This is a genomic window from Gracilibacillus pellucidus (genome assembly GCF_033949965.1).
Taxonomy (GTDB): domain Bacteria; phylum Bacillota; class Bacilli; order Bacillales; family Amphibacillaceae; genus Gracilibacillus; species Gracilibacillus pellucidus.
In genome coordinates this window covers 1-17,597 of record NZ_JAWZSR010000022.1, presented here as the reverse complement: position 1 = coordinate 17,597, position 17,597 = coordinate 1, and the positions used below count along the sequence as shown (strand labels likewise).

The window sequence follows — 17,597 nt, the reverse complement described above, 5'->3', positions numbered from 1 at the left end:
CAGTAAAAATATGCGCACCACCAATGAATGTATTCAGCATTATGATACATGCCCCGTTGGCAATAGAGGTTTTATATAACATGTGAACACCTACACATAGAAGGACCATTAGACTTATCATTATCAAAAGATATCTAAAGCTCACTCATCAAGCCGATGAAAGCCTGAAAAAAGCGATACGCAAAAATTGGGTCATTCATCAAAATGGAATATTGGAGTTATAATTTTTACTCAATCATCTAATATATTGCTTTCATTCGTTTTATTTTCATTCATATCAAAATAGGATATAATAGTAGTAAGTGTGATTTCGATTACATAATTATGGTAGGTTTCGCAAAGACTAAGTATAGAATATCAATGGTGCTAGTTGTGATAGCAATCCTTGAAAGTGAGGGAATATAGATGCAAAAGTTGCTCGTTGAAGGCGGTCATTTGTTAAATGGGAAGGTGCGAATTAGCGGAGCAAAAAATAGTGCGGTAGCATTATTACCAGCTTCCATATTGGCAGATTCAAAAGTAATTATCGAAGGTTTACCAGATATTTCAGACGTAGAAACGCTAAGTCAATTGCTAGAAGAGATTGGTGGAACAGTTGAGCGTAAAGGACAAACAGTACATATTGATCCTTCACGTATGACGGCAATGCCACTGCCGAATGGTCGTGTCAAAAAATTACGTGCTTCGTATTATTTTATGGGTGCGATGCTAGGCCGTTTTAAAGAAGCGGTTATTGGCTTACCAGGTGGTTGTTACCTAGGACCAAGACCAATTGATCAGCATATTAAAGGTTTTGAAGCATTAGGAGCAACGGTTACAAATGAACAGGGTGCGATCTATTTGCGTGCGAAGGAGCTGAAAGGTGCTCGTATCTATCTAGATGTTGTTAGTGTAGGAGCTACGATTAATATTATGCTTGCTGCAGTACGTGCAAAAGGTCGTACAGTAATTGAAAATGCTGCAAGAGAACCGGAGATTATTGACGTTGCAACTTTATTAACAAGTATGGGAGCCAAAATTAAAGGGGCCGGAACCGATGTTATTCGTATTGATGGTGTCGATGAGTTAACTGGTTGTATGCATACGATTATTCCTGATCGAATTGAAGCGGGGACATATACAATAATGGCTGCAGCTCAAGGAGAGAGTGTGTTAATCGATAATGTTATCCCACAGCACCTTGAACCATTGCTTGCTAAGTTACGCGAAATGGGCGTTGATATTGAAGAAGGGGAAGAACAACTGCTTATATCAAGTGCAACTAAAAAGCTAAAAAGTGTAGATATTAAAACGCTTGTACACCCGGGCTTTCCGACAGATCTTCAGCAACCTTTTACTTCGTTATTAACGAAAGCGGAAGGTACTGGAGTTGTAACAGATACCATTTATCAAGCTCGCTTTAAGCATATTGATGAGCTGAGAAGAATGAATGCGCAGATTAAAGTGGAAGGCAGCTCCGCTATTGTACAAGGCCCTACACCACTTGCAGGTGCGAAAGTAAAAGCAAGTGATTTAAGAGCAGGTGCCTCACTAATTGTGGCTGGATTAATGGCAGAGGGCATTACGGAAATAACAGGACTAGAACACATTGATCGAGGCTATTCTAGTTTGACAGAGAAATTAAAAGATCTCGGCGCCAAAGTATGGCGAGAGGAAATGACAGAAAAAGAAATCCAGCAAGTGCATAATTCCTAACATAGAGAGGCTAATATAGTCTCTCTTTTCCTATTAGATTCATGCTATTTTCCACAATAAAAATACAAAAAAATCAGTTTTTCTAAAAAATCAGTTGAATATCTAGTTGTAACCATGTACTATATAGGAAGAATAAAAATAACTCGATTATTTTCATTACTTGAGTTCTTCAATATCATCCTATAAATCATTGGATGAAGGTGCTTCCATCTCATACTCTTCTTGAGATTTCAAGTGATCTCGGTGCTCCAATTTGAGTTTCCATTTACTGATTGACCATGGATTGTTTAGCAATAATTATATCGTAATTACAATTGATCAATCATGATAGATTGATACAATTCCTCATGTTTTATTAAATCTACAAACTGTTAATCTCGAACAATAGATGAAGATGGAGAAATATAAAAATAAATAGGTGTGGTGATTTTGTGAGTGAAGTAACAATTTCTGAATTAGAACATATGACACTTAAAGAGCTTTACGCAAAAGCAAAGGAATTTAAAGTATCATATTATGCTAAGTTAACAAAAAAAGAACTAATATTTGCTATTTTAAAAGCGCAAGCGGAAAAAGGTGGATACCTTTTCATGGATGGTATTTTGGAAATCATCCCGACAGAAGGGTTTGGCTTCTTACGTCCGATTAATTATTCACCAAGTGCAGAGGATATTTATATCTCAGCATCGCAAATTCGTCGCTTTGATTTACGTAATGGTGATAAAGTATCTGGTAAAGTACGTCCGCCAAAAGAAAATGAACGCTATTACGGATTATTACATGTAGATGCGGTTAATGGCGAAGATCCTGAAGCTGCTAAAGAACGTGTTCATTTCCCAGCTTTGACACCTTTATATCCAAATCGTTTAATGAACTTAGAGACAGATACGAAGCTGATTTCAACGAGAATTATGGATTTATTAACACCTGTTGGTTATGGTCAACGTGGTTTAATTGTGGCGCCTCCTAAAGCAGGTAAAACAATGCTCCTTAAACAAATTGCTAACAGTATTACGAAAAATCATCCGAACACGAAGCTTATTATTTTATTAGTAGACGAGCGTCCAGAGGAAGTAACAGACATTGAACGATCTGTAGCTGATAATGTAGACGTAGTTAGCTCAACGTTCGATGAAGTACCAGAAAACCATATTAAAGTAGCAGAATTAGTATTGGAGCGTGCGATGCGTCTAGTAGAGCATAAAAAAGACGTAGTGGTACTAATGGATAGTATTACAAGACTTGCTCGTGCTTATAACCTTGTTATTCCACCGAGTGGTAGAACATTGTCTGGTGGTATTGACCCAGCAGCCTTCCATAGACCGAAACGTTTCTTCGGTGCCGCTCGAAATATTGAAGATGGCGGAAGCTTCACTATTTTAGCAACAGCATTAGTAGAGACTGGCTCTCGTATGGACGACGTTATCTATGAAGAGTTCAAAGGAACAGGTAACATGGAATTACACTTAGATCGTAATTTGGCACAACGTCGTATTTTCCCTGCGATTGATATTTTACGTTCTAGTACGAGAAAAGAAGAATTGCTAGTATCGAAATCACACCTAGAAAAAATGTGGGCAATTCGTAAAAGTATGCAAGATTCTCCAGACTTCTTAGAACGATTTTTACGTAAATTACGTTCAACGAAGAGTAATGAAGAATTCTTAACCGTACTAGAAGAAGAAATGAAACGAAAAGGTACGAAAAAACTAGCTGATTAATAGAAATGCAAAAATATCCTTGCAAACGATACTCGATATTGATATAATTCATCTGTATGACCAAAATGCTATGAATGCATTAATCTAACTCTGTTTCCTCAGGATTCAGGGCAAAAGGAGAGTGTACAAACATGAAACAAGGAATTCATCCAGAATACCAAAAAGTTGTATTTCTTGATACAAGCTCAGACTACAAATTCCTAGGCGGATCAACAAAAACGTCTGAAGAGACAATTGAGTGGGAAGATGGTAAAACTTACCCATTAATCCGTGTAGAAATCAGCTCAGCTTCTCACCCGTTCTATACTGGTAAACAAAAAGCTGATAAAGTCGGCGGTCGTGTTGACAAGTTCAAGAAAAAATATAACTTTAAATAAGAGGTATTTTTTCATTGTAAGCAGATATAATAGGATAAAAATCCTTAAAACAGGCAAATGCACTAAAAATTTGCCTGTTTTTTATTGGAAATATTACATTTTATGAGCAAAATAGCGATTTATTTATATAAAGTGAGACTTCAATCAGTTGGAGTTTTTTACTCTCACTGATTGTTAGCGAAACTTATTAGGGAGTTAGCGTCTGTTTAGCCCTCACTTAGCTTCTGTGTTACAACTTGAACCTTGAAGTGTGGGTTTTACAGACGTTTGCACCGCGATAAAAACATATAGAGAAACAAAAAGTGGAAGGGGCAAGAACCATGCACATTATGAAGCATGCTGGCTGGATTGAGTTAATATGTGGAAGCATGTTCTCAGGTAAGTCGGAAGAATTAATCCGCCGAGTAAGACGAGCTACATTTGGAAATCTTACAGTAGCTGTTTATAAACCTCTCATTGATAATCGATATAAAGACGAATATGTTGTTTCCCATAACGGAACAGAAGTAATGGCGAAGCCTGTTGAGCGATCCCGAGAAATATTGGACGATGTTAGCGAGGATATGGATTTAATTGGCATTGATGAAGTGCAATTTTTCGATGACGAAATCATTCATGTTGTATCAGAGTTAGCTGATAGAGGACATCGTGTTGTTTTAGCAGGACTAGATACGGATTTCCGTGGAGAACCATTTGGCCCAATGCCAGAACTTCTCTCCATTAGTGAATTTGTGACAAAACTAAATGCTGTATGTCCTGTATGTGGATCACCAGCAAGTAGGACACAAAGATTAATTAATGGTAGTCCGGCATCATACGATGATCCGGTTATTCTAGTAGGTGCGAAAGAATCCTATGAGCCTAGATGCAGACATCATCATGAGGTTCCGAATCATCCGAAAAGTAAGTTGAAGAATCACAGTAGATTTTGACGGTCTTCCGAACTTTGTATATACTGTATCATAATGAAGTTTTGCTAATCGGAGAAAGAGGTGAAGAACGTGTTAGATCGTTTACAAGCGCTAGAAGCACGTTATGATAAATTAAATGAACTACTAAGTGACCCTGAGGTTATTAGTGATTCCAAAAAACTAAGAGAATATTCTAAAGAGCAATCAGATCTTCAAGATGTGATTACGGCTTATCGTGAATATAAAGAAGTCACAGCTCAATTAAGTGATGCAAAAGAGATGTTAGATGAAGATCTTGATAATGAAATGCGTGAAATGGCTAAATTAGAAATTGCAGAGCTTGCTGACCGTGAAACCGAACTAGAAGAAGAATTAAGAATCTTATTATTACCGAAAGATCCGAATGATGACAAAAACGTTATTATGGAGGTTCGAGGTGCAGCTGGTGGAGATGAGGCAGCTCTTTTTGCTGGGGATTTATTCCGTATGTATTCTCGCTATGCAGAAACACAAGGCTGGAAAATCGATGTAATGGATTCTAGTACAACAGGTGTTGGTGGATTTAAAGAGATTGTCTTTATGATTAATGGTAATGGTGCGTATTCTAAATTGAAATTTGAAAATGGCGCTCACCGTGTACAACGTGTGCCAGAAACAGAGTCTGGTGGACGTATCCATACATCAACAGCAACAGTTGTCGTAATGCCAGAAGCAGAGGAAGTTGAAGTAGATGTTCATGAAAAAGATATTCGTGTAGATACATTTGCTTCAAGTGGTCCTGGTGGTCAATCCGTAAACACGACAATGTCAGCTGTACGATTGACGCATGAACCAACTGGTATTGTTGTTTCCATCCAAGATGAGAAATCGCAAATTAAAAACAAAGAAAAAGCAATGAAGATTTTGCGTGCGCGCATTTATGATAAGTTCCAACAGGAAGCACAAGCGGAATATGATGAGACACGTAAATCTGCGGTAGGTTCTGGTGACCGTTCTGAGCGAATTAGAACATACAATTTCCCACAAAACCGTGTAACAGACCACCGAATTGGCCTAACGATTCAAAAGCTAGATCAAATTCTAGAAGGTAAGCTTTCAGAAGTGATTGATGCGCTTATTTTAGAAGAACAAGCAGAGAAAATGGAAAATATCGGTGATTAATATGCAGATTCCGACTGTACATGAGGCCCTTAAATGGGCTTCTTCTTGTTTAGAGGAGCATCAGTGTGAACCAAAAGTAGCGGAAATTTTACTTTTACATTTACTAGAATGGTCGAAAACAGATTTGCTTTTTCAGTTACGACAGCAGCTACCTGCTGAAAAGTGGGAGTTATTTCAACAACAAATTAAGCAACATGCAGAAACAAAAATACCTGTGCAGCATTTAACAGGTTTAGAAGAATTTTATGGACGCACTTTTTATGTGAATAAAGATGTGCTCATTCCAAGACCAGAAACAGAAGAATTAATTCAAGATGTTATCAACACCGTGGATAACGCTAACCATTTAACATGTGTGGATATCGGGACAGGTAGCGGAATTATAGCGGTTACTTTGGCAAAAGAATGGGAAAGGCAGCAGCTGAAGATGCTTGCGGTCGATTTATCCCCAGATGCATTAACAGTCGCTAAGAAAAATGCAGCAAAACACGAAGCGGAAGTAGACTTTTATCAAGGAAGTTTTTTAGAACCGTTGATTGACTGTGGACAAAAAGTAGATATCATTGTATCCAATCCGCCCTATATCGCCTATGAGGAAGCGGAAAAACTTTCTGATACAGTGAAGCATTTTGACCCAGAAATGGCTTTGTTTGCTGAAAATGATGGTCTAGCAGCTTATCAGCAAATTTTACAACAAGCACCATCCGTTTTAAAACCAAACGGAATGATCTTCTTCGAAATAGGTTATACACAAGGGGAAGCAGTAACGACTATTGCCAAACAATATTATCCACAAAGCACAGTGAAAGTCATCCAAGATATTAACAAAAAAGACCGAATTGTACAGATAGTGACATGATGAGTGTGTATAAAGTGAGACTCAATCAGTGGGAGTTTTTGACTCCCGCTGATTGCTAGCGAAACTTATCAGGGTGTTAGCGTCCGTTTATCCCTCACTTAACTTCTTTGCTTTTACTCGAATCTTGAAGTAGGGGTCTTACGGACGTTTGCTCCGTGATAAATCTCGTTTGCTTGGAGGGCTAACATTGTTTTTTAAAAAAATGACAGATAAAGAAAAGAAAAATGCTGAAAAAGCAGTCAAAGTAGGATTTGCTTTTTGTCTGATTGCTTTATTGATAAGTTCTATATATTCTGTTTTTTCGTACGATCGTTTTAATCATTCCTTTTTGATTTTAATAGCTAGCTTAATAGTGTTTTTTGTTAGTGATTTTATCTTCAATAAAGTTGATGGAGTCTTACACCGTGATAAAAAATAATAGATTGAAAGTTTAGAAGTTTTCGCCTTTGTCCAGACTGTGACTAGCAAACGTTATAACAGGGGGATAAAAAAATGCGAAAACTTCTTTTTTTTAGTATATTATCATTTTTAGTTATTGGCTTCTTTCCACAAAAAGTTACAAGTCATGAAGAAGCGTTTCAAGTGATTCCGGATGAGGCGATTCGCTTAAGAATTTTAGCAAACAGTGATGAGGAACATGATCAGGCATTAAAACATAAAGTGCGCGATGCTGTGAACGAAGAGGTGACGGAATGGGTAGAGGACATGGATGATATTGACGAAGCAAGACAATTAATATCAGATCGGATTGATGATATTGATCACATTGTTGCACAAGTTGTTGCAGAAGATGGGATTGATTATACCGTAGAATATCGTGAAGATGTGCAGTTTCCGACAAAATTATATGATCAATATGTGTATCCTGCTGGTGAATACGAAGCGATTCTCATTACTTTAGGGGAAGCAGAAGGATCGAATTGGTGGTGTGTCGTCTTCCCGCCACTATGCTTTTTAGACTTTTCTTTCGGTACCACGGTACAAGAGGAAGAAGAGGAAGATGTTGAAGTAAATGAAGAAGAGCAAGAGGAAGAAGAAGTAGAATATACTTTTTTCTTCTTGAAATGGTTTAGTTAAGTGTCACTGTGCAGTCGTCTTAAGGACATAACACGTTCTGATTGCAAGGTTAAGTCTATGAGAAGCAGCCTCATGGACACAACTCAATCAAATCGCCAAGTTAGGTCTATGAGAAGCAGCCTCATGGACACAACTCAATCAAATCGCCAAGTTAAGTCTATGAGAAGCAGCCTCATGGACACAACTCAATCAAATCGCCAAGTTAAGTCTATGAGAAGCAGCCTCATGGACACAAGTCAACCAAATCATAAAGTTATGTCTATGAGAAACAGTCTCATGGACACAAGTCAACCAAATCGCCAAGTTATGTCTATGAGAGAATCTCTCGCCAGTTGCAATAATCAGTCATAAATCTATCATTTTGTCATAGATTGATAGTAAGACAAAATGATAGAGGTGAAATAATGGAATTAAAGATGACGAAGGAAATGGACAAGAAGGAGTTTGAGTGTTTTTTTGAAGAAGAGGAAGTGCCGCTAGAATCGATGAAGGAGCATGGTTATTTTTTGTACACAGACAATAAGCCTATTGCTTTCTTTGCTCTTGTTCCAATCGAGCAAACATCTTACTGGTTACGTACATTATTAATTAAAAGAGGGGCCCCAGTCTTGACACCAGTAACAATTATTCAAACGGCGGAATCTTTATCGCAAAACAATGGTGCGGAATCATTGGTTATCCACAGCAAGACAACAATGCTTGATGAGTTATTAACACAATTGGGCTATCGCCCGACTGACAAGGAATTTGGAGAGCATTCCGAAGCGAATTGGTGGATAACTTCATTACGAAATGTGGACAAAAACGTCAGTTACACACAGTGAACTATTTTTTTGTTAATAAGTATGTGGATAAAAAAGAGATTGCGTAATAAGTGTGAGTAAAATTGTGAATAAACTGAAAATTTATACACATAATGATTGCTGTTTGTGGAAAGGTTGTGAATAAGAGAAGGTGCTTGCACATTTTTTATGAAAACTTCATAATAATTGTAGAAGCTATCAAGATCGAGGGATAATCATGAAAACAGAAAAATTTGATGCAAGTACACAGTCACTACAAACAGCTGGTGAGTTATTACGTAATCAAGAATTAGTCGCATTTCCGACTGAAACAGTCTATGGTTTAGGTGCGGATGCAACTAGCGAATCCGCTGTATCTAAAATATATCAAGCAAAGGGACGACCATCAGATAATCCATTGATTGTCCATGTGCATGATGCCGAGCAAATTATGCATTATGTACGAGAAATACCTCCCCTTGCACAACAACTAATTGAACATTTTATGCCTGGCCCTTTCACGATTATATTGAAAAGTAATGGGACTGTTGCGAAAAGTGTAACGGCTGGTTTAGATACGGTGGCAATTAGAATACCTGGAAATCCAATTGCTAGAAAGCTTATTAAAGAAGCGACTCTTCCGTTAGCGGCACCAAGTGCAAACTTGTCAGGTAAACCTAGTCCGACAACTGCTGAGCATGTTTATCAAGATTTAGCAGGGAGAATCGCTGGTATTATCGATGGTGGCCCAACAGGTGTAGGCTTAGAATCTACTGTTGTTGATGGAACAGGCGAAATACCGGTTATATTACGCCCTGGTGGTGTGACGAAACAAGCGATTGAACAAGTGGTTGGCAAAGTGGAAATGTCTCGTTCATTAGAGGACAATAAACCGAAAGCACCTGGGATGAAATATAATCATTATGAACCAGATGCTCCACTAATATTAGTGGATGGAGACAGAGAGTTTTTCCAACAGTATATTCATCAATATCAGCAAAAAGGGCAAAAGGTTGGCGTTATTGCAAGCAATCCATTCATTAATCAGCTTCAAGGAGATATTCATTATGATGTCGGTAGCCATGAAGTATTGGAAGAAGTCGCTGCAAATCTGTATTATGCGTTAAGATTTTTTAATGATACAGATGTAGATATTATTTTAGCGGAAGCTTATCCATTAGACGGGATTGGCGAAGCAATTATGAATCGATTGACAAAAGCAGCAACAGATTATTATCAACAAAAGTAAAAACATATCATCCCCCTCCTATGCATAAGAATGGGACAAGGAGACACTTGTCTTGTTCATGCTTGGGAGGGGATTTTTAGTGGAATCGTCCATTATAGAAGTTTTATCGATTATTTGTATGTCACTTGCTTTAGGGATGGATGCTTTTTCTGTTGGACTAGCAATGGGAATGCGAGAGATCCGATTAAAACGGATTGCTATGATTGGATTAGTAGTTGGCATTTTTCATATCATCATGCCTTTTATCGGATTGTTACTTGGTGCGTTATTATCGAATAAAATTGAAGGAATTGCCATGCTAGCTTCTGGTTTATTGTTGTGTGCAATTGGTATCCAGATGATTATCCATACATTCCAGAAAAAAGATAACCAAATCCTTGAACCTATAGGGTTTGGCGTGCTTATTTTTGCTTTCACCGTTAGTTTGGACAGCTTTTCGATTGGTATTTCTCTAGGATTATCAGGCTTATCAACAGCTCTTGTCATCATGATGTTTGGCATGATGAGTACGGTTTTAACGTGGCTTGCTTTATTAATTGGTAGAAAAACACATCGTCTATTAGGTACGTATAGTGAGCTGTTTGGCGGAGCTATTTTGTGTGCTTTCGGACTCAATGTGTTGCTTTGAATTGTGATATAATGAAAAGATAGAAATGGAAGATGGGGGCAAGCATGAAATGAATATTTTGTTTGTATGTACAGGTAATACGTGTCGTAGTCCGATGGCGGAAGCGATTATGAAACATAAGACAACTCATAATGTTCAATCTGCTGGAATATTTGCAGGGATTGGAATGATAGCATCAGAAGGAACGAGAGAAGTATTAAGACAAGAAGGAATCGATGTTGATCACGCTTCGCAACCTGTTACAGTAGAATTAATGTCATGGGCTGATTTAATTTTGACGATGACTGCTCAACATCGTGATTTTTTGAAGCAAAGTTATCCAGATGATATTGCTAAAATTTTCACATTAAAAGAGTTTGCCAATCCAGAATATGAACAAGCATGGCAAGAATTAAAAGCGGCATATAGTGAATTGGAACAAGCAAAATTACGAGGGGATAAGCAAGTTACTTTAATAGAGGATAAAATTCGTCATTTGGAACAAACGATTCAACATGTCGATATTAGTGATCCGTTTGGCGGTAATTATATGACTTATCAAAAAACTTATGAAGAAATAGAGAATTACCTTGCACTATTGATCGAAAAAGTGGAAAATAGACTTAGATAAAAAGTCACATTTTTTTCACAGGAGGTAGTCAAATGGTCAAGGGGAAAAAAGGTCTTAGTTTACGCATTAGATTGGTGATATTTACTACGTTGTTAGCGATTATTACGTATTCTACTAGTGCTATCTTTATTTATGTACTATCAGGAATGATTAGAGAGTTTATTCATATCCCTGAATCATGGTTTGTGTTAGGAACATTAACATTAGGGATTATATGGTCTGGAATTTTAGCTTTTATCGCAGCAGGATTTATTACGAAGTCATTGAACAAGTTGAAAAATGTTGCAACAAAAGTCGCAGATGGCGATTTGAATGTGGAAATAGAAAAGCCGAAAACGAATGGCGATGAAATAAGTGAATTGACTTTAGCCTTTCAAAAAATGGTAGAACAATTAAGAACCGTTTTAACGGAAATTGAAGGGCATGCAGATGAAACTTCTCAATCCGTACATAAAATGAAAGAAGCAGCGTCTAAATCGAAAGAGCAAACAAATGTATTAGAAGAGACGATCGGTCAGATTTCTTCTGGTGCAGAGGAGAGTTCTGAAGCGATTCAACAAACAGCAGAAGCAGTAGAAAATGCTACCCATTTGGCTACTCAGGTTGATCAAAAGGCAAATGATTCTCAGCATAAATCCAATGAGATGGTAGAGCAGCTAAATGAATCGAAAAATGTTATTGGCCAATTAGTAACAGGTATTGTTCAATTAGCGGACAAGCAAGATCATGCACTAAATGATGTGAATCGTTTATCACAAAAAGCGAAAGAAGTCGAAAATGTCATTTCTTTAGTCGGTGATATTAGTGAGCAGACAAATTTGCTAGCATTAAACGCATCGATTGAAGCATCAAGAGCAGGTGAAGAAGGAAAAGGGTTTGCTGTTGTTGCCGAAGAGGTAAGGAAATTAGCGGACCAAAGTTCTAATGCTGTGCAAACAATCTCTCAATTGATTCAAGATATGCAAAAAGATGTGGAATTAGTAGTTGGTAATATGCGTGTACATGTTGATGAAACACGTGGCGAAGTGAAAAAAGGGGAACGAACAAATAGTGTGATTGATAGTATGTCAGACTCCGTTCTCCAGGTTGCTTCATCTATTAGGGAAATATCACAGCTTGTTAATAATCAATTGAAGGAAATGGAAGCCACACAATCACAATCACAAAACGTTGCAGCGATTGCCGAAGAAACATCTGCAGGATCCGAAGAAATGCGAGCTACTGTAGAGGAACAGTCGAATTTTGCTGAGAACTTAGAAGGCTTAGCTATTTCGCTCGACAAACAAGCACAAAACTTGAAATTAGAAATGCAGCAATTTAAGCTTAACTAATATAATACTTTTATAAAAAAAGGAGCATTTATTGCCATGAAGGTTATTTTAGCATCTGATCACGGTGGGATTCATTTATCTAAGGAAATCGCTTCGCTATTAGAAGAATTGAATGTTGAATATGAAGATATCGGCTGTAATTGTGCAGATTCTGTCGATTATCCAGACTACGGAATTCCTGCTGCAGAACGAGTAGCAAGCGGTGAATTTGATCGAGGTATTTTGATTTGTGGTACTGGTATTGGTATGTCAATTGCGGCGAATAAAGTCAAAGGTGTTCGCGCAGCACTTGTACATGATACGTTTAGTGCTAAAGCAACGAGAGAACATAATGATTCTAATATGCTTGCGATGGGGGAGCGAGTTATTGGCCCTGGATTAGCAAGAGAGATTGCCCAGATATGGTTAGGTACAGAATTCCAAGGTGGTAGACATGCTAACCGAATTGGTAAAGTGGCAGATTACGAGAGTAAGTAAATGAAAAGGGGAAAATCGATGCAGACAATGGAGTGGGAAAATGATGTAAAAGCTATCGTTGATGAATGGATTTCACTCAATTTTCTGACAGAGGGAGACCTTTTTGTAATTGGTTGCTCTACAAGTGAAGTAGCTGGCGAGCATATCGGTACAGCGGGAAGTGAAGAGGTAGCAGTAGTCATTTTCCGTGAATTAAATCGTCTAAAAGAACAAACAGGTGTACACTTATGCTTTCAATGTTGTGAACATCTCAATCGAGCAATTGTATTAGAAAAAAGTGTGATGCGTGAGCACAGGCTTGATGAAGTAGCTGTTCAACCAGTTCGTCATGCAGGCGGATCGATGGCTACCTATGCATATGAACACTTAAACGATGCGGTTGTCGTGGAAACGATCCAAGCAGACGCAGGTATCGATATCGGAGAAACAATGATCGGCATGCACTTGAAACGAGTAGCTGTGCCGCTACGCCTAGAGAAGCGCTATGTCGGAAAGGCGAGAACGACAAACGCGCGAACAAGACCAAAACTAATCGGTGGACCAAGAGCGGTATACCCGGATTAAATAGGATCGCAAAATAAATCTGAACGATTTCATGTTCAGATTTTTTTGTTTTATAAGCGTCTCAAGGACAAAACAGAGAGCGAGAGAAAAGTTAAGTAGTTGATAGAGCTGATGAAAGCCCGAGTAAGAGCAAAAGCAAGAGATTCGGTCACTCATAGAGCTGATGAATGCCCGAGCAAGAGCAAAAGCTGCGGTCACTCATAGAGCCGATGAAGGACAAAACGCAGCCAAAAATAGAAAGTTATATCCTTGAGCAATCGACTTAAGAATATAAAAACAAACCCAGTTTAAAAATTCGAAAAATACAGAATAATTAAGTTTTTGAAAAAATATGTTACACTTTTGTTGTGGTACAGATGGAGTACTTAGACAACTGTTAAATGATAGATTTTCGTTTAACAACAGAAAAAGGCCAGTATTGGTCAATACAAAAAAGGGAGCTAGTACATATGACGAAGAAAGTTTACATGAATCATGATGGCGGAGTAGACGATTTAGTTTCGCTATATTTGTTAATGCAAATGGAAGATGTTGAATTACTCGGTGTTAGTGTTATTCCAGCTGATTGTTATTTAGAGCCAGCTGTTTATGCAAGTCGTAAAATCATTGATCGTTTCGGTAAACAAGATGTTGAAGTAGCAGCATCCACTTCTAGAGGGAAAAATCCTTTTCCAAAAGACTGGCGTATGCATGCATTTTTTGTTGATGCCTTACCTATTTTAAATGAATTTGGATCACCAAAGGCAAACGTGTCAGATCTTCCTGCACACCAACATATGATTGAAGCACTACGTAACAGTTCAGAGCCAGTTACCCTTTTATTTATTGGCCCACTTACTGATTTAGCACGTGCACTTGAAGAAGCTCCAGATATTGAAGAAAAAATTGAAAAACTTGTATGGATGGGCGGTACTTTCTTAGAAGAAGGTAACGTAGAAGAACCTGAACATGATGGAACAGCGGAATGGAATGCCTTCTGGGATCCTGAAGCAGCCAAAACCGTTTGGGATAGTAATATTAAAATAGATTTAGTCGCATTAGAAAGTACGAATATGGTTCCTTTAACAGTAGATGTTCGAGAGAGATGGGCTCGTGAAAGAAAAGATATAGGTATTGATTTCCTTGGTCAATGCTATGCGATGGTACCACCACTCGTTCATTTCCAAACAAACTCGACTTACTTCCTATGGGACGTGTTAACAACAGCTACCATTGGCAAGCCAGAGTTAGTGAAAACAAAAGAAGTGAAAAGTATTGTACATCCTGATGGCGCAAGTCAAGGGAAGACAGAGCTATCAGAAGATGGACGAAGTGTGGAGCTAGTTTATGAAGTAGAAAGAGACGCATTCTTTGACTATATCACAGACTTAGCGAGACAAGGAGAATAACATGAGTACGAAAAGACGAGTGATTATGGATACAGATACTGCTGGCGACGATACCATTGCGTTATTAACTGCACTACATCATTTCCAAGTGGAAGGTGTAACAATTACAGGTGGTAATGTTGATTTTGACCAAGAAGTAGAAAATGCGCTTTATACGATTCAAGTAGCAAATCCTACCTATCATGTGCCTGTTTATAAAGGGTACGAAGGGCCAATCTTACAAGCAGGAAATGAACGTCATCGAACAGTAGAAGATGTACATGGTGAAGATGGTATGGGCGGCTCATTTTTCCCGAAAGCAAAACAGCGTCCAGAAGAAGGACATGCGGTTGATTTTATGATTGAAAAGGTAAAAGAATATCCAGGTGAAATCTCTCTTTTAGCGATTGCACCGTTAACGAATATTGCGATGGCAATCAAAAAAGATCCATCCATTGTGAAGGATATCCCACACATTTATATTATGGGTGGGACGAACAATACGTTAGGAAATATTACACCTGCAGCTGAATATAACTTCTGGGTCGACCCAGAGGCTGCCAAACTTGTGTTACATGCAGGTATTCCGATTACGATGGTAGGTTGGGATATGTGTACAGATTATTCCATTATGGATGATCATGATCATGAAGAAATTCAGGCGCTAGATACAGCAGGTTCACAATTTTTCATTGATATTAATCGAGTTGTGATGAAATTTAACAAAGAAGTACACCGTTTAAATGGGACAACCCATCCTGATACATTGTTAGTATCTGTTGCGGCGAATGAGGATGTCATGTCCGAATCACATGATTACTATGTCGATGTCGAAACAAAAGGTGAGCTAACACGTGGTTATAGCTTAGTTGATATTAATAATAGATTTGAACAGCCAGCGAATGTTCGTGTTTGTGAAGCGATTGATCGCAATAAGTTTAAAGAAGACTTATTCCAAGTACTGAACGCGATTAAGTAAGGATGATTACAAGAATGAATGGGTTCCAATCTCCCTACAACTATGGACTGAATACTTGTTAATTTACTAAGTGCTGCAATTACTGGTATGCTATTAAAGGAGATATTTTTACTGATTACGAATAAAAAATGCTTATTTGAGTTTTTTATTCGTAAAAACATCTGGAATTATTTCAAAAATGATGTTATTTTAGAATGAGATAAGCTAAATAACGAATAATATACCTACTGTTAGGGGGAGCAAAAATGGATCACGTTAAAAATTTTGATGTAGAGCTTTACAAGTCAATTGAGGATGAAAGAAAGCGCCAGAACGATAAAATTGAGTTAATTGCTTCAGAAAACTTTGTTTCAGAAGCAGTAATGGAAGCACAAGGGTCTGTTTTGACGAATAAATATGCAGAAGGATATCCAGGTCGTCGCTATTATGGTGGTTGTGAACATGTCGATGTGGCAGAAGATTTAGCAAGAGACCGTGCTAAACAATTATTTGGTGCAGATCACGCGAATGTTCAACCACATTCTGGTGCACAAGCAAACATGGCTGTTTACTTCACTATTTTAGAACCTGGTGATACGGTGCTAGGGATGAATTTAAGTCATGGTGGACACTTAACACACGGAAGTCCTGTTAACTTTAGTGGAAAGCTATTCAATTTTGTTGATTATGGTGTAGACCAAGAGTCAGAACAAATTGATTATGACGATGTATTGCAGAAAGCGAAAGAAGTACAACCTAAATTGATTGTAGCAGGAGCAAGTGCTTATCCGCGTGAAATAGATTTTGCTAAATTCCGTGAGATTGCTGATGCTGTTGGTGCTTATTTAATGGTTGATATGGCGCATATCGCTGGACTTGTTGCCGCTGGTCTTCATCCAGATCCGGTACCACATGCAGATTTCGTAACAACAACAACACATAAAACATTACGCGGCCCTCGTGGTGGTATGGTGTTATGTAAAGAAGAATTTGCGAAGAAACTGGATAAAACAGTTTTCCCTGGTCTTCAAGGTGGACCGTTAATGCACGTGATTGCAGCAAAAGCAGTAGCATTTAAAGAAGCATTGCAACCATCATTTAAAGAATACGCGAAAAACATTATTGAAAATGCGAAAAAATTTGGTGAAGTATTGGAAGCAGAAGGTATTCGCACTGTTTCAGGTGGAACGGACAATCACCTATTATTACTAGATGTTCGCGGTTTAGAATTAACTGGTAAAGATGCAGAAGCGGCACTCGATGAAGTAGGTATTACAACAAATAAAAATACGATTCCATTTGATCCTGAGAGCCCATTTGTTACTAGTGGTGTACGAGTTGGTACTGCAGCAGTCACAACTCGCGGTTTTGGAGAAGCAGAGATGGAAGAAGTAGCGAAAATCATCGCTCTTACATTAAAAAATCCAAAAGATGAAGCAACACTACAAGAAGCACGCGAACGCGTAACAGCTCTAACAAGCAAATTTCCATTGTATCAATAAACATAACTAAGAGTGATATCCCTTTGGGTATTGCTCTTTTTTTTGGTTTCATTTAGTTGCAAGAAGAGAAGCGGAAGTTACAAGAAGAGAAGCGGAAGTTGCAAGAAGAGAAGCGGAAGTTACAAGAAGAGGAGCGGAAGTTGCAAGAAGAGGAGCGGAAGTTGCAAGAAGAGAAGCGGAAGTTGCAAGAAGAGAAGCGGAAGTTGCAAGAAGAGGAGCGGAAGTTGCAAGAAGAGGAGCGGAAGTTGCAAGAAGAGGAGCGGAAGTTGCAAGAAGAGGAGCGGAAGTTGCAAGAAGAGGAGCGGAAGTTGCAAGAAGAGGAGCGGAA

The 17,597-nt window shown here is 38.3% G+C and carries 19 protein-coding genes; all 19 read left to right on the top strand.

Annotated features, from left to right (window positions below):
• The first annotated feature begins 405 nt into the window (after nt 1-405).
• Nucleotides 406-1,695 carry a UDP-N-acetylglucosamine 1-carboxyvinyltransferase gene (locus SH601_RS17400; RefSeq protein ID WP_319959616.1) on the top strand — a complete coding sequence of 430 codons (1,290 nt, stop codon included), beginning with the start codon at nt 406-408 and terminating at the stop codon, nt 1,693-1,695.
• Nucleotides 1,696-2,126: 431 nt separating this feature from the next.
• Nucleotides 2,127-3,416: a transcription termination factor Rho gene (gene rho / locus SH601_RS17395; RefSeq protein ID WP_319959615.1), complete on the top strand. Its 1,290-nt coding sequence runs from the start codon at nt 2,127-2,129 to the stop codon at nt 3,414-3,416.
• A 131-nt stretch (nt 3,417-3,547) separates the two neighbouring features.
• Nucleotides 3,548-3,793, top strand: coding sequence for a type B 50S ribosomal protein L31 (locus SH601_RS17390; protein ID WP_319959614.1), 246 nt, complete (start codon nt 3,548-3,550; stop codon nt 3,791-3,793).
• Between the two features lie 320 nt (nt 3,794-4,113).
• On the top strand, nt 4,114-4,725 hold the full coding sequence (locus SH601_RS17385; RefSeq protein ID WP_319959613.1) for a thymidine kinase: 612 nt from the start codon (nt 4,114-4,116) through the stop codon (nt 4,723-4,725).
• Between the two features lie 69 nt (nt 4,726-4,794).
• Nucleotides 4,795-5,865, top strand: a complete 1,071-nt coding sequence (prfA, locus tag SH601_RS17380; protein ID WP_319959611.1) for a peptide chain release factor 1 — start codon at nt 4,795-4,797, stop codon at nt 5,863-5,865.
• A gap of 1 nt (nt 5,866) precedes the next feature.
• On the top strand, nt 5,867-6,724 hold the full coding sequence (gene prmC, locus SH601_RS17375; protein WP_319959617.1) for a peptide chain release factor N(5)-glutamine methyltransferase: 858 nt from the start codon (nt 5,867-5,869) through the stop codon (nt 6,722-6,724).
• A 148-nt stretch (nt 6,725-6,872) separates the two neighbouring features.
• Complete coding sequence (locus tag SH601_RS17370; RefSeq protein ID WP_319959610.1) at nt 6,873-7,142, top strand: hypothetical protein; 270 nt, start codon at nt 6,873-6,875, stop codon at nt 7,140-7,142.
• A gap of 74 nt (nt 7,143-7,216) precedes the next feature.
• Entirely contained in the window at nt 7,217-7,801 is a 585-nt protein-coding gene (gene spoIIR, locus SH601_RS17365) for a stage II sporulation protein R (protein ID WP_319959609.1), read from the top strand.
• 404 nt (nt 7,802-8,205) lie between these two features.
• Entirely contained in the window at nt 8,206-8,625 is a 420-nt protein-coding gene (locus SH601_RS17360) for a hypothetical protein (RefSeq protein ID WP_319959608.1), read from the top strand.
• A gap of 196 nt (nt 8,626-8,821) precedes the next feature.
• A complete protein-coding gene (locus tag SH601_RS17355) occupies nt 8,822-9,832 on the top strand; it encodes an L-threonylcarbamoyladenylate synthase (RefSeq protein ID WP_319959607.1) in 1,011 nt (336 codons plus the stop codon).
• Nucleotides 9,833-9,911: 79 nt separating this feature from the next.
• Nucleotides 9,912-10,460 (top strand): manganese efflux pump MntP, encoded by a 549-nt coding sequence (locus tag SH601_RS17350; RefSeq protein WP_319959606.1) that lies wholly within the window; start codon nt 9,912-9,914, stop codon nt 10,458-10,460.
• A 49-nt stretch (nt 10,461-10,509) separates the two neighbouring features.
• On the top strand, nt 10,510-11,070 hold the full coding sequence (locus SH601_RS17345; RefSeq protein ID WP_319959605.1) for a low molecular weight protein arginine phosphatase: 561 nt from the start codon (nt 10,510-10,512) through the stop codon (nt 11,068-11,070).
• Between the two features lie 32 nt (nt 11,071-11,102).
• The gene (locus SH601_RS17340) at nt 11,103-12,401 is read left to right on the top strand and encodes a methyl-accepting chemotaxis protein (protein WP_319959604.1); all 1,299 of its coding nucleotides are present in this window, start codon (nt 11,103-11,105) and stop codon (nt 12,399-12,401) included.
• Nucleotides 12,402-12,437: 36 nt separating this feature from the next.
• On the top strand, nt 12,438-12,878 hold the full coding sequence (gene rpiB / locus SH601_RS17335; protein ID WP_319959603.1) for a ribose 5-phosphate isomerase B: 441 nt from the start codon (nt 12,438-12,440) through the stop codon (nt 12,876-12,878).
• A gap of 18 nt (nt 12,879-12,896) precedes the next feature.
• Nucleotides 12,897-13,442: a TIGR01440 family protein gene (locus SH601_RS17330; RefSeq protein WP_319959602.1), complete on the top strand. Its 546-nt coding sequence runs from the start codon at nt 12,897-12,899 to the stop codon at nt 13,440-13,442.
• Nucleotides 13,443-13,891: 449 nt separating this feature from the next.
• Complete coding sequence (locus tag SH601_RS17325; RefSeq protein WP_319959601.1) at nt 13,892-14,830, top strand: nucleoside hydrolase; 939 nt, start codon at nt 13,892-13,894, stop codon at nt 14,828-14,830.
• Nucleotide 14,831: 1 nt separating this feature from the next.
• Nucleotides 14,832-15,788: a nucleoside hydrolase gene (locus SH601_RS17320; RefSeq protein WP_319959600.1), complete on the top strand. Its 957-nt coding sequence runs from the start codon at nt 14,832-14,834 to the stop codon at nt 15,786-15,788.
• A 245-nt stretch (nt 15,789-16,033) separates the two neighbouring features.
• A complete protein-coding gene (locus SH601_RS17315) occupies nt 16,034-17,269 on the top strand; it encodes a serine hydroxymethyltransferase (protein WP_319959599.1) in 1,236 nt (411 codons plus the stop codon).
• A gap of 56 nt (nt 17,270-17,325) precedes the next feature.
• Nucleotides 17,326-17,597 (top strand): hypothetical protein (locus SH601_RS17310; RefSeq protein WP_319959598.1); only part of this gene is annotated, 272 nt, incomplete at its 3' end.

Bases quoted from the DNA above. Each gene is read 5' to 3' on its own strand.
- SH601_RS17325 (WP_319959601.1), top strand. From the start codon at position 13,892: ATGACGAAGAAAGTTTACATGAATCATGATGGCGGAGTAGACGATTTA.
- spoIIR (WP_319959609.1), top strand. From the start codon at position 7,217: ATGCGAAAACTTCTTTTTTTTAGTATATTATCATTTTTAGTTATTGGC.
- rpiB (WP_319959603.1), top strand. From the start codon at position 12,438: ATGAAGGTTATTTTAGCATCTGATCACGGTGGGATTCATTTATCTAAG.
- SH601_RS17315 (WP_319959599.1), top strand. From the start codon at position 16,034: ATGGATCACGTTAAAAATTTTGATGTAGAGCTTTACAAGTCAATTGAG.
- SH601_RS17330 (WP_319959602.1), top strand. From the start codon at position 12,897: ATGCAGACAATGGAGTGGGAAAATGATGTAAAAGCTATCGTTGATGAA.
- SH601_RS17355 (WP_319959607.1), top strand. From the start codon at position 8,822: ATGAAAACAGAAAAATTTGATGCAAGTACACAGTCACTACAAACAGCT.
- SH601_RS17400 (WP_319959616.1), top strand. From the start codon at position 406: ATGCAAAAGTTGCTCGTTGAAGGCGGTCATTTGTTAAATGGGAAGGTG.
- SH601_RS17345 (WP_319959605.1), top strand. From the start codon at position 10,510: ATGAATATTTTGTTTGTATGTACAGGTAATACGTGTCGTAGTCCGATG.
- prmC (WP_319959617.1), top strand. From the start codon at position 5,867: ATGCAGATTCCGACTGTACATGAGGCCCTTAAATGGGCTTCTTCTTGT.
- SH601_RS17340 (WP_319959604.1), top strand. From the start codon at position 11,103: ATGGTCAAGGGGAAAAAAGGTCTTAGTTTACGCATTAGATTGGTGATA.
- SH601_RS17360 (WP_319959608.1), top strand. From the start codon at position 8,206: ATGGAATTAAAGATGACGAAGGAAATGGACAAGAAGGAGTTTGAGTGT.
- SH601_RS17385 (WP_319959613.1), top strand. From the start codon at position 4,114: ATGCACATTATGAAGCATGCTGGCTGGATTGAGTTAATATGTGGAAGC.
- SH601_RS17320 (WP_319959600.1), top strand. From the start codon at position 14,832: ATGAGTACGAAAAGACGAGTGATTATGGATACAGATACTGCTGGCGAC.
- SH601_RS17390 (WP_319959614.1), top strand. From the start codon at position 3,548: ATGAAACAAGGAATTCATCCAGAATACCAAAAAGTTGTATTTCTTGAT.